This is a genomic window from Natranaerovirga pectinivora (assembly GCF_004342165.1).
GTDB lineage: Bacteria > Bacillota > Clostridia > Lachnospirales > DSM-24629 > Natranaerovirga > Natranaerovirga pectinivora.
Window position 1 is genome coordinate 183584 of record NZ_SMAL01000004.1, and the last position, 12498, is coordinate 196081.

The window sequence follows — 12498 nt, forward strand, 5'->3', positions numbered from 1 at the left end:
TTAGCACAGCTAATAACTATTTTTTTCTAATAGGATTCATTGTTTGAATTAATATCTGCCATAGATTTTAACACTTTTCTTGGTTTAGAACCTTCATCTGGACCAACAATACCCGCTTCATGTAATTGATCCATTAATCTAGATGCTCTATTAAAACCTATTCTAAAAATTCTTTGAAACATAGATATAGATGCTTTTTCTTTTTCAGCAACAAGTTTTACTGCCTCATCAAAAAATTCGTCTTTTTCTTCTGCTGTATAACTTTGTTCAACTGTTGCGCTTGATATCTTTTCTATAACCTGTTCGTTATAATTGGCATCTTCTTGATTATTTTTAACAAATTCAACAATATTACTCACTTCTTTATCTGATATAAAAGCACCTTGGATTCTAAGTGGCTTTGTATAGCCTACTGGATAAAACAACATATCTCCTTTACCAAGGAGTTTTTCTGCTCCATTCATATCAATAATTGTTCTTGAATCCGTTCCTGATGACACAGAAAATGCTATTCTTGATGGTATATTAGCTTTAATGACGCCAGTAATGACATTTACAGATGGTCTTTGGGTAGCAATAACCAAATGAATACCTGCAGCCCTTGCCATTTGAGCCAAACGACAAATAGCATCTTCTACTTCTCCTGGTGCAACCATCATAAGATCCGCTAACTCATCTACAATAATTACAATTTTAGGCAATTCATTTTCATCTTCCATCTCTCTAACTTTTTCATTATAGCCATTTAAATCACGAACATTATATTCAGCAAACTTTTTATATCGATCTGTCATTTCTGCAACAGCCCAATTTAAAGCAGAAGATGCTTTTTTGGGATCTGTTACTACTGGTATTAACAGGTGTGGTATACCATTATACACACTTAATTCAACCATTTTAGGGTCTATCATAATCAATTTTACATCAGATGGTTTTGCTTTATAAATAATACTTGTAATTAATGTATTGATACAAACACTTTTCCCAGATCCAGTAGCCCCTGCCACAAGTAGATGTGGCATTTTTCCAATATCAGCAATTACGACTTTTCCAGCAATATCCTTACCAACAGAAAAAGCTAAACTTGAAGGGTATTTATCAAAATCATCTGTTTCAATTAAATCCCTAAGAAGTACCGGTTGATTATCCACATTAGGCACTTCAATACCAATAGCCGCTTTTCCTGGAATTGGTGCTTCTATTCTTAAATCCGATGCTGCTAAGTTAAGTTTAATATCGTCCATTAAGCTTACAATTCTACTAACCTTTACCCCTTGTTCTGGTTGTAATTCATATCGGGTTACCGTAGGACCACAACTTACATTTAAGATATTAACTTTTACGCCAAAGTTCTCAAGGGTTTGCTGTAGTTTATTTGCATTATCTATAATCAATTGTTTAGAATTACCAGTTTTATTGATTTTACCTTTTTGCAACAGTTCAATAGGAGGAAACTCATAGTTATAATCTCCTACAATGTTTTCTTTAGATATCTCTAGGGTTGTTGTTGCTGTCTCTTCTTTTTTTGTTCCTTCAGCTTTATTAGCTTCAACAGCACTTACTTCCTCCATAGGCATTGTCAGTTGTTCTATGTTTTCTGGCATAGTTACTCGCTCCAACATATTTGACTGATCTAAAGAGGCATAAGACAATTCTTTTTTGTTTTTTTTCTCTTCTTCATTACTATCTCCATCTACTTCTTGATAATGTTCTATGGTAAATGATTTTTTTTCTTTGTTTTCTTCTTTTTTAATCTTATTATTTTTAACTTGTTTGTTCAAATAATTATAGATAGATTTACTTACTTTATTCACTAATTTTACAAAAGACTTTTCCGTTAATAGAATCATTAATACAATAACCATACAACTTAAAACAATATATGTACCCCATCTACCAAAAAGCAAAATCATCATTTGCCCTATCATTCCACCTATTAAACCTCCACCTTCTTTTGTAGAAGATGAATAAGTAAAGTGGTCATATATGTTTCTAAATGTTTCGATTTCAATACCTTGAGTGATTTGCATAAATATGGTTACGACTAACAATAATAGTGATGAAAAAATCACTTTTCTTTTGGCCAATTGACTAGATTTATTAGCTAGTTTAAATATGGTTATAAAAATTAGATAAAAAGGTATTATATAAGCAGTAAAGCCAATCAAGCCAAAAATCACTTTATTAATCGCATTACCTACAACGCCAGCCCTTATTGTGTATATACTTATAAACAACAATAAGGCAATTGCTATCACAATTACGAGAGTGATTTCATCACTAAATATACTTTTTTCTTTTTTGTCTTTTTTAACTTTAGAACCTTTGGAACCTTTAGAAACAATTTGCTTCTTTATAGGTTTCTTTTTCACTGGTTTTTTCTGCATTAAAATGCCTCCTGTTATCTAATGACACTACTAATTATAGAAACAATCCCTACAACAACACAATAATAAGCAAAGTAGTGTAATTTTTTATTTCTAAGCAATATGATTAGAGTTTTAATACATATAAATCCTACTACCGCTGATGCTAAGGTACCTAATAAATAAGGTGCAGAGACCATATTATCAAAAGACTCGGTAACATCTCTTAATTCAAGTAATGTAGCACCTAGTACTGGGGGTATGGACATAATAAATGAAAATTTTATAGCAAAACCTTTGTCTAATCCATTTAATAATCCACCAACGATTGTTGATCCTGATCTTGATATGCCAGGGATTATAGCTAAACCTTGAAACAATCCTAAAACAAAAGCGTTTTTATATGTGGTCGTTTCTTCTGTTTTTTTCCCAACTTTAATTTTATCTGTTATGTATAATAGGGTTGCTGTTACCAGTAAAGCAATACCAACAACGAGCAAATTATTAAACAATCTATCCATATGATCTTTCATAAACAAACCAGCGATAGCTGTCGGGATAGTTGCAACCATAACCAACATTACAAATCTTCTATAAGGTGTATCAATGACTTTTCTATACTCTGGTTTTTTATTGGTTAATAGTCCCATGCCACTTTTAAATACATTAATTGTAAAATCTCTAACAATACATAAACCCTCAATAAACAACTGAATAATATCTTTATAGTAAACAGCAAATATCGCTAATAAAGTTCCTAAATGAACCATTACTTCAAATAAAATTCCCTCTGCCAAATCAAGTCCTAGTAAATTTCTTGCAAGGGCCAAATGTCCTGAACTACTTACAGGTAAAAATTCTGTAATACCCTGTACTATCCCCATTATTATTCCTTCTAATATACTCATCCTTTTATTTCCTCCTTTATCTATCTGGAATTATTGTACCTTTTTTACGGTATTTATTCAAGTTAGTTATACTATATTTATGGAATTTTTTAGGCATCACAAGTTAATTTAGCTTTGCATATAAAAAAAGAAAGCCTTACTTTTATTAAATAAGGTTTTCTTTACTTGATTTTTATTTTTCATTCATTAACTGGTTCATTCTTAATTCATTAAGCATTGCACCTGGTTGCAACTCTTTGTCCAAATAAGCAGCTGGATCAGTTGATATTATTCTATCAACTCTATAAGCGCTTCCTACTTTGCACACTTGTAATGTACAATTTTTTAGTGCAAATTCGTCGTATTGGTATTCTGTTTCCTCTTCTTTGTTTTTAAAAATATCTTCATCTGGAATAATTGTATATAACATTATATGACTTCCTTCCCATACCTAATTCATTGGGTTTTGATTGGGAGTTGGTTGAATCGCTGGGTTAATACTTGGGTTAATTGCTGGATTAATTGTCTCTGGAGCAATATTATTTATTGGATTTTGTTCATTGGTATTTTTTTTGACTTCAATAAATTCATAAAGCTTTGCTATGGCTTCATTAATGCCACCTATTTCGTTTATTAACCCTTCCCCTACTGCCTCTTTGCCCACTAAAATAGATCCTACATCTTTAGCCAATTGTCCAGTGTCTAACATCAAGTGTTTAAGCCTATCTTTTGAAATACTAGAATTTCTAGTAATAAATTCTAATATTCTTTCTTGCATTTTCTCAAAATACTCAAATGTTTGTGATATACCAATAACTGTTCCGCTCATTCTTACTGGGTGAATAATCATTGTTGCTGAAGGTACAATAAAACAGTAGTCTGCAGATACGGCTAATGGTACACCTATGGAGTGGCTTCCTCCTAAAACTAATGAAACAGTAGGTTTGCTAAGAGATGCTATCATTTCACTTATTGCTAAGCCAGCTTCTACATCGCCACCTACTGTATTTAATAGAATTAACAAACCTTCTATCTCTTCATTATCTTCTATGGATGCCAATTGTGGAAGTACATGCTCATATTTTGTTGTTTTATTCTGTTGAGGCAATGTCATATGTCCTTCTATTTGACCAACTATTGTTAATAAGTGTATTTTACTTTGTTTTACTTGATTTTCTAATGTTACCTGGCCAAATTCTTTTATTTGCTCACTTTGTATTTCATCTTTACTCTGTTGGTTTTTCATAATACGCCACCTTTTTATTTCACATTATCTATTAAAATGCAAAACTCCTTTTTCTAGTAGTATTATGCGAAGTCCTATAGAATTTAATTCACTCTAAAAACTAAAAATTAAACCTTTCTTACAAAGGGTTTAATTTTTTTCTAACTATTGTTCATATGTGATAATGACAGGTTGTAATTGTCTATCTTCAAGAGCTTCTAATATTGTTTCTGGTAATTTATTTAAATCCGCTACTAAGGAGCGTGGTTTTTTTCTATAATTATCTTGACCAAATGGAACAAAAAATAATCCCCTTGTGTTCATTAATGTTCCTAAATTTTTTAAATTTAATCCTAAACCATCGTTTGTAGAAATGGCAAGTACTACTGGCATACTATTTCTAAGAGTTGCTTTTATAGCCATCAAAGCAGCTGTATCTGTAATGGCATTTGCTAATTTTGCCATTGTATTGCCTGTACATGGTGCTACTACCAACATATCATATGGTTTGTTTGGACCTATCAATTCAGTTTCATTTATTTTTGTTTGGATTTCATTACCTGTGATCTCTCTAAATTTATTCATATTGTCTTCTGCCGTTCCAAATCTAGTATCCATAGAGATAGAGTTCTCTGACATAATTGGAAAAATAGTAGCACCCATCTCAATTAACCTTTTCATTTCTTCGAATATTTGTGGTATGGTACAAAAAGAGCCTGTGATTACAAATCCTATTTTAATGTTTTCAAATACTTTCATTATTCTTCCCTCCTCTAGATTGATTGCCAAGAATCATTTAACATTTCTAATGATGTTTTTATCTGTTAGTGTTTTATAAATGATTTCTGCTGCTGATTTGGGAGAATATTTTCCTGGGATACCTCTGGCATTTATTATTTTTGTTTTATTTATGATTTGATTATCCAACTGATTTGCAATATCAACAACTATTTGAGCTCTATTAATATGAGTAAAGTCAATATTCTTAACCAACCCTGCTGGAACAGTATTTATAATAAAATCAAACTCCCCTATATAATCATTTAATTCTATTTCTTCAATATTTAATGTGTTTAATCCCTTTATATTAGCCAAAGCCAATTGTGATTTATTTCTAGCACCAATAGTTACTGATGATCCCATTGCTTTTAATAAATCTCCTTGGGTTATACCACATTTACCAAATCCAAGAATTAAACTTTTACTGCCATAAATAGTAATTTCTGATCCCTGCATTAATAATTCAATAACCCCTTCTGCAGTAGGAATTGAATTATAAACTTCAAAGGCATCATCCTCCATTAACTCCACCAAAACCCCTTGATTCTTCTCAATAAACCCTTTAAACTCTTTGGTAAAAGCACCTCCAACAATGGTTTTATCGGAGAAATCTTTTTTATAAACATCCTCTAAAAACACATCTTCATTAGCAAAGGGTGCATAAATATCATTTTTATTTTTAGAAAATGGTATAGGAAAAATAATCGTATTGCTACAGTCAATAGCAACATCAAGATTATTGGTTTTGTGTATGGAAGGCAATAAATCTTTATGTTTATTCCCAAACACTAGTACATTTAATGAATCACTTAATTTATTTGCCAAATGAACAAGGCGTAAATCGCCACCTATAATTGAGATATTTCCACTTTTCGCCATAAAAACACCAGTGTTCTGTTTTAGTAATAAGATATGTTGGTACAAATTAAGTTGTGACTACTCACCCTTGACTTTATTTCTTCATCTCTCTAAAGAACTGATAATAGTTCTTTTCACGAACCGCCTCAGTTTATTGGAGGCCTATATTATAAATTTGGCGTCGACCCGTCGCAAGAGAAAGGCAGCCAAATTTATAATATAGGCCTTCAATAAACCCACAACATTTAACATATAAAACACTAACTCCAAGCTAATAGTAGCTTATAAAAACACAAAAAAAAGCAACAGTACATACTCATATACTATTGCTTTTTAGAGCTAAAGGTTACACTCCCGTATGTCCAAAACCACCTGAACCTCTTCCAGTTTCCTCCAGTTCAGTAGTCACTTCCCACTCTATCTGTTCAATCTTATTAATAACCATCTGAGCAATTCTTTCCCCACGTTTAATAATAAAATCCTCATCACCAAAATTAATCATAATCACTTTAATTTCACCACGATAATCTGCATCAATGGTGCCTGGCGTATTCACAAGACTTATCCCATGTTTTAATGCCAAACCACTTCTTGGTCTAATTTGAGCTTCATACCCATCTGGCAATGCAATTTTAATTCCAGTAGAGATCAATTTAATTTTACCTTTTTCTATGATTTCATCATTAACAACATTAGCATATAAATCCATGCCTGCCGCTTGTTCACTCATGTATTTAGGTAAAATTAAATCTTTTGCTTCTTCTAATTGTTGTATTCTAACTTTTATTCTTTTTCCCATAACTCTTTTATCCTCCCAATATCTAAATTATTGATCCTTCCTACTAATGAAAGGCTTAATTTATCATATTGTAGTATTTTATCTGTCAACACTTTGAAATCATCAAGGGTTACGCTATTAAGCTTCTCTATAATCTCATCTTGAGTTTTTACTCTTCCTAATAATATTATAGATTTTCCATTACTACTCATTTTACTATTGGTACTTTCTAATCCTATGATATAATTGCTTTTTAACTGTTCTTTTATTTTATTGAGTTCTTCTTCTGTAATCAAGTTTTCTCTTAACTTCTTAATTTCTTCTTTTATTTGAACAAAGACTTCTTCAACATATATAGGATTTGATGCTGCATAAATATATAATAATCCTGTATACTTATATGTGCTTGTATAAGAGTAAATTGAATAAGCTAGACCTTTTTCCTCTCTAATAGATTGAAATAATCTAGAATTCATTCCACCACCTAAAACCGTATTTAAAATAGCTAATGTATATAAATCTTTTGATAAGTAATCAATCCCAGGAAATCCTAGACACAGATGAGCTTGTTCAATATCTTTGTCTTTGTAAATAAAACTTTTATTGTATTCAGGATTGTATACCATTTCATTTTCAATATCACTTGGGATGTCTTTAAAGATTTCATTTAGAGCATTCATTATTTTAGTTTCTTCAAAATTACCTGCTACAGAGATCACAATATTTTGACCATAATAATTCTCATTAAAGTACTTTAACAGTTCATCTCTTTTTATTTTTTTTATGTTTTCTTTTGTTCCTAATATATTATAGCCTAAAGATTGACCTTGCCAAACATTCTGTTGAAATAGGTCGTGTGCAATATCTTCTGGACTATCTTCATACATATCAATTTCATCAAGTATCACTGTATGTTCTTTTTCAATATCTTCATCAGCAAATAAAGAATTTTGTAACATATCACCTAATATCTCCATAGCAATTTCTATATGTTCATCTAATGTTTGAGCATAATAACAAGTATATTCTTTTGCCGTGAAGGCATTAAGATGGCCACCTATAGCTGACATATCTTCTGCTATTTGTTTAGCAGTTCTATTTTTCGTTCCTTTAAACAGCATATGTTCAATAAAATGAGATATTCCATTATTCTCTAAATCTTCAAATACAGAACCTGTTCTAACCCAAACACCAACTGCCACAGAACGTACTGAATCCATTTTTTCTAATACAACTTTTATACCATTATCCAATGTATTTGTATTTATCATGTAAGCACCTCACTACAGTTTTTATCATCTACGCTTTTCTCATTTTTGAGAAACACCATTCTATTGATCATTGTTCTAAAATAGGAAAATGGCTTTTTCCCTAACATATAAAAACTTCTAATAATATAAGAAAACACAAACCTTAAAAGGTTTATGTTTTAGTATTTTACTCTGCATCATATTTTATTAAATTAATTCTTCCTTGGCCATCAATTTCTGCAACTTTTACTGTAATGACATCTCCAACTGAAACCACATCTTCAACATTTTCAACTCTCTCTTTTGAAAGTTTTGAGATATGAACAAGACCTTCTTTTCCTGGTGCTAATTCAACAAAAGCACCAAACTTCATAATCTTTGTCACTTTACCCGTATAAATTTGTCCTGCTTCTATTGTTTTTGTAATGGATTCAATAATTTCTAATGCTCGTTTAGCCATATCGGAATCTGGACCACAAATAAATACTCTTCCATCGTCTTCAATATCTATCTTAACTTTAGTTTCATCAATGATCTTATTGATTGTTTTTCCTCTTGGTCCTATAAGTTCACTGATTTTCTCTGGGTCTATTTTAATCTGAATAATTTGTGGTGCATATGGTGATAATTCTTTTCTAGGCTCTGAAATACATTTTAACATAACTTCATCAAGAATATACATTCTTGCTCTATTGGTTTGTTTAATAGATTCTCTTATGATTTCTCTTGTTAATCCTAAGATTTTCATATCTAATTGGATTGCTGTAATCCCTTTATGACTTCCTGCTACTTTAAAGTCCATATCTCCAAAAAAGTCTTCTAACCCTTGAATATCTGTTAGTAATACATAATCATCATCTGTATCACCTGTTACAAGACCTACTGAAATACCTGCAACAGCAGATTTTATTGGCACACCTGCAGCCATAAGTGCTAATGTAGAGGCACAGATACTTGCCTGAGATGTAGATCCATTAGAGCTTAGAATTTCAGAAACAAGTCTAATAGCATATGGGAATTCTTCTTCTGAAGGAATAACAGGTAATAAGGCTTTTTCCCCTAAAGCACCATGTCCAATTTCTCTTCTACCTGGTCCTCTTGATGGTCTTGCTTCTCCAACTGAGTACGCTGGGAAGTTATAGTGATGCATATAACGTTTGCTATCTTCTAATTCATCTAAGCCATCAATGACTTGAACATCTCCTAATGCACCTAAGGTAGCAACAGTTAATGCTTGTGTTTGACCTCTTGAGAATAAACCTGAACCATGTGTTTTTGGTAATATATCTACTTCTGCTGTTAATTTTCTTATTTCTTCTAAAGAACGTCCATCAGGGCGTTTGTGATCTTTTAATATCATTCTTCTAACTGTTTCTTTTTCGAACTTGTAAATTGCAGCACCAATGTATTGTGACCACTCTTCATTAGTTTGTTCAAAGTGACTTTTTACTTCATCTTTTAAAGCTGTCATTTGTTCATCTCTTACTTGCTTTATATCCGTAAATACAGCCGTTTCCATTCTTTCATCAGTAATATACTCTTTTACTGCTTGATATATTTCTGTTGGTAATGATGAACTTGGATACTCATGTTTTGGTTTTCCAACTTCTTTTACAATACCTTCTATGAATTCTACGATTTGTTTGTTAACATCGTCCCCTCTAAATATTGCTTCTAAAACAATATCATCTGGTACTTCATTGGCATTTGCTTCAATCATCATTACTTTGTCTTTAATAGATGCTACTGTTACAGCCATAGTAGATTTTTCTCTTTGAGCTGAAGTAGGGTTAATAACATATTCTCCATCTACATAACCCACAATTGTTGATCCTAATGGTCCATTAAAAGGAATATCTGATATAGATACTGCTATTGATGAACCAATCATAGCTGTTACTTCAGGACTAGCATCTTGATCTACAGATAATACCGCATTCACCACTGCTACATCATTTCTATAATCCTCTGGAAACAATGGTCTTAAGGGTCTATCAATAACCCTAGATGTAAGAACTGCATTCTCAGAAGGTCTACCTTCTCTTTTAATGAATCCTCCTGGAATCTTTCCTACTGAATAAAATCTTTCCTCATAATCCACACTTAAAGGGAAAAAATCAATGCCCTCTCTTGGTTTTGTTGAAGCTGTTGCAGTAGATAAAACCACTGTATCGCCATATTTTACAAGTGCTGCCCCATTTGCTTGTTCAGCTACTTTTCCTATCTCAACTGTTAATGTTTTTCCTGCTAACTCCATTGAATAAGTTTTTATCATATAAATCTCCTTTCTTGTTATCTTTTGTATTATTTTATTTTAATTCAAATCGCGTTATAGAGTTAAATTTAAAAGTATCATCTTTAAATAATATCTCCACTTTTACTTTAAAAATTATCAATCTAATATACAAAAATTGGAAGAATTAAAAAAGGTAAATAAATTACTTCGTCATGTAACGAAGCATTATCATAATTTTACAAGAAAGGATTTTTTCACTATGTTTATTCAAGAAATACAAAATGTACAAATTCATTTTATATTTCTTGAACAAACATTTTAGCTACTATTCCCAACCTATAAAATTATAGAGCGGATTCCTCCGCTCTCCAATTTATTATCTTCTTAATCCAAGTTTTGCTATTAAAGCACGGTATGCTTCAATATCGTTGTTCATAAGATATTTAAGTAAACCTCTTCTTTGACCAACCATTTTTAAAAGACCTCTTCTTGAATGATGATCTTTTTTGTGTGTTTTTAAATGCTCAGTTAATTGAGTAATTCTTTCTGTTAATAAAGCGATTTGAACTTCTGGTGAACCAGTGTCTCCCTCAGTTCTTCCAAATTCTTTCATGATTTCTTGTTTTCTTAATTTATCCATGTTAATCCTCCTAAAAGTATATTCACCTTATGCTAAGAAATGGGCGGAGATTCCTATTTCTGGGCATAGGCATTAATTTTTTACACTTTATTATATCATATGCAATTTTATTTGTAAACCAAATATGAAAGTCTAATCTGCAAACTTGCTTGCAAGGATTTGGAGATTAGACTTTCATTGAAACCTTGTGCCTGTAGCGTAGCGAAAGGCATGTTACAAGGTTGATATGAAAATATGATTTTCAAACTTGCTTGCAAGGATTTGGAGATTAGACTTTCATTGAAACCTTGTGCTGTAGCGTAGCGAAAGGCATGTTACAAGGTTGATATGAAAATATGATTTTCAAACTTGCTTGCAAGGATTTGGAGATTAGACTTTCATTGAAACCTTGTGCGTAGCGTAGCGAAAGGCATGTTACAAGGTTGATATGAAAATATGATTTTCAAACTTGCTTGCAAGGATTTGGAGATTAGACTTTCATTGAAACCTTGTGCCTGTAGCGTAGCGAAAGGCATGTTACAAGGCTTATCTAAACCTTCAAGTTTACACAGTGCTTTTCAGATAATTTTTAGCTTCTAAAATGTCTTTTACAATTTGGTTTTGTAACGTTTCAAACGAATCAAATTTTTGTTCTTCTCTCAAATACTTAAGCAATTCAACTTCTATAGTATGTCCATATAATTCTAAACTTATATCATATATATAAGTTTCCACTGTTCTATTTTTACCTTCACTATCTACAGTTGGATTAACCCCAATATTGGTAATACTATTATACCAAGTGTTGTCTATTCTTGTTCGAGTTGCATAGACTCCATTTGGTGGCAAAAGCTTATCTTTCTTGGTAACAAGGTTTGCTGTTGGAAACCCTAGTTTCCTTCCGATTTTCTTACCGTGATCTACTTTTCCAATAATCCTAAAAGATTCACCTAATAATTCTTTTGCCTTTTCCATATCCCCTTCTTTTATTGTTTCTCTTATCAGAGAGCTGCTAATAGCTATACCATTAATCTTCTTTTTTTCAATGATTTTAATTTCATAGCCATATGTAGAAGCATAGTTTTTTAAGAAATTGATATCCCCTTGCCTTTTATGACCAAACCTATAATCATTACCAACAACAATTAGTTTAGCATCTAATTGTTTGATTAATATTTCTTCAATAAAATTCAAAGGTGACATATGAAGGGTTTCTTCGTTAAAAGGATATTCAATTAAAACATCTATGCCTAATCTATCAAACTTGTTAGCTCTTTCTTCACCAACAAGAATAAGTTCTACTGGTTTTTTAGATGCAATAATATAACTTGGATGTGGATTGAATGTAAAGGCAACAGAAGTTAATCCCTCTTTTTTACCTTCTAGAACTTCCTTTAAGAGAAGTTGATGGCCTTTATGAATACCATCAAAATTACCAAGAGCTACTGCTGTATCTTTGAAGTTAAACTTTTTTTCTTTAACTATGTAGTTCATGTTAT

At 31.5% G+C, this 12498-nt stretch carries 11 protein-coding genes; all 11 read right to left on the reverse strand.

Annotation, left to right across the window (positions count from 1 at the left end):
- Positions 1 to 26 precede the first annotated feature (26 nt).
- The 11 genes from EDC18_RS07890 to EDC18_RS07940 all read right to left on the reverse strand — a co-directional run bounded on the left by EDC18_RS07890 (position 27) and on the right by EDC18_RS07940 (position 12493).
- The gene (locus EDC18_RS07890) at positions 27 to 2387 is read right to left on the reverse strand and encodes an FtsK/SpoIIIE family DNA translocase (protein WP_132251960.1); all 2361 of its coding nucleotides are present in this window, start codon (positions 2385 to 2387) and stop codon (positions 27 to 29) included.
- 14 nt (positions 2388 to 2401) lie between these two features.
- Positions 2402 to 3274: an undecaprenyl-diphosphate phosphatase gene (locus EDC18_RS07895; RefSeq protein ID WP_132251962.1), complete on the reverse strand. Its 873-nt coding sequence runs from the start codon at positions 3272 to 3274 to the stop codon at positions 2402 to 2404.
- A 172-nt stretch (positions 3275 to 3446) separates the two neighbouring features.
- The gene (locus EDC18_RS07900) at positions 3447 to 3683 is read right to left on the reverse strand and encodes a YlzJ-like family protein (protein ID WP_132251963.1); all 237 of its coding nucleotides are present in this window, start codon (positions 3681 to 3683) and stop codon (positions 3447 to 3449) included.
- Positions 3684 to 3704: 21 nt separating this feature from the next.
- Complete coding sequence (locus EDC18_RS07905; protein WP_132251965.1) at positions 3705 to 4499, reverse strand: ClpP family protease; 795 nt, start codon at positions 4497 to 4499, stop codon at positions 3705 to 3707.
- A gap of 144 nt (positions 4500 to 4643) precedes the next feature.
- Positions 4644 to 5237, reverse strand: coding sequence for a dipicolinate synthase subunit B (locus tag EDC18_RS07910; protein WP_132251967.1), 594 nt, complete (start codon positions 5235 to 5237; stop codon positions 4644 to 4646).
- 33 nt (positions 5238 to 5270) lie between these two features.
- On the reverse strand, positions 5271 to 6137 hold the full coding sequence (locus tag EDC18_RS07915; protein ID WP_132251969.1) for a dipicolinate synthase subunit DpsA: 867 nt from the start codon (positions 6135 to 6137) through the stop codon (positions 5271 to 5273).
- 325 nt (positions 6138 to 6462) lie between these two features.
- Positions 6463 to 6915, reverse strand: coding sequence for a dUTP diphosphatase (gene dut, locus EDC18_RS07920; RefSeq protein ID WP_132251970.1), 453 nt, complete (start codon positions 6913 to 6915; stop codon positions 6463 to 6465).
- The gene (locus EDC18_RS07925) at positions 6900 to 8165 is read right to left on the reverse strand and encodes a M16 family metallopeptidase (RefSeq protein WP_132251972.1); all 1266 of its coding nucleotides are present in this window, start codon (positions 8163 to 8165) and stop codon (positions 6900 to 6902) included. The genes dut and EDC18_RS07925 overlap by 16 nt, the downstream gene beginning before the upstream one ends.
- A 166-nt stretch (positions 8166 to 8331) precedes the next feature.
- Positions 8332 to 10419 (reverse strand): polyribonucleotide nucleotidyltransferase, encoded by a 2088-nt coding sequence (locus tag EDC18_RS07930; RefSeq protein WP_132251974.1) that lies wholly within the window; start codon positions 10417 to 10419, stop codon positions 8332 to 8334.
- A gap of 337 nt (positions 10420 to 10756) precedes the next feature.
- Positions 10757 to 11020: a 30S ribosomal protein S15 gene (rpsO, locus tag EDC18_RS07935; protein ID WP_132251975.1), complete on the reverse strand. Its 264-nt coding sequence runs from the start codon at positions 11018 to 11020 to the stop codon at positions 10757 to 10759.
- A 543-nt stretch (positions 11021 to 11563) separates the two neighbouring features.
- Positions 11564 to 12493 (reverse strand): bifunctional riboflavin kinase/FAD synthetase, encoded by a 930-nt coding sequence (locus EDC18_RS07940; protein ID WP_132251977.1) that lies wholly within the window; start codon positions 12491 to 12493, stop codon positions 11564 to 11566.
- Positions 12494 to 12498: the final 5 nt, after the last annotated feature.

Bases quoted from the DNA above. Each gene is read 5' to 3' on its own strand.
- EDC18_RS07940 (WP_132251977.1), bottom strand. From the start codon at position 12,493: ATGAACTACATAGTTAAAGAAAAAAAGTTTAACTTCAAAGATACAGCA.
- EDC18_RS07905 (WP_132251965.1), bottom strand. From the start codon at position 4,499: ATGAAAAACCAACAGAGTAAAGATGAAATACAAAGTGAGCAAATAAAA.
- EDC18_RS07900 (WP_132251963.1), bottom strand. From the start codon at position 3,683: ATGTTATATACAATTATTCCAGATGAAGATATTTTTAAAAACAAAGAA.
- EDC18_RS07925 (WP_132251972.1), bottom strand. From the start codon at position 8,165: ATGATAAATACAAATACATTGGATAATGGTATAAAAGTTGTATTAGAA.
- EDC18_RS07930 (WP_132251974.1), bottom strand. From the start codon at position 10,419: ATGATAAAAACTTATTCAATGGAGTTAGCAGGAAAAACATTAACAGTT.
- EDC18_RS07915 (WP_132251969.1), bottom strand. From the start codon at position 6,137: ATGGCGAAAAGTGGAAATATCTCAATTATAGGTGGCGATTTACGCCTT.
- dut (WP_132251970.1), bottom strand. From the start codon at position 6,915: ATGGGAAAAAGAATAAAAGTTAGAATACAACAATTAGAAGAAGCAAAA.
- rpsO (WP_132251975.1), bottom strand. From the start codon at position 11,020: ATGGATAAATTAAGAAAACAAGAAATCATGAAAGAATTTGGAAGAACT.
- EDC18_RS07910 (WP_132251967.1), bottom strand. From the start codon at position 5,237: ATGAAAGTATTTGAAAACATTAAAATAGGATTTGTAATCACAGGCTCT.
- EDC18_RS07890 (WP_132251960.1), bottom strand. From the start codon at position 2,387: ATGCAGAAAAAACCAGTGAAAAAGAAACCTATAAAGAAGCAAATTGTT.
- EDC18_RS07895 (WP_132251962.1), bottom strand. From the start codon at position 3,274: ATGAGTATATTAGAAGGAATAATAATGGGGATAGTACAGGGTATTACA.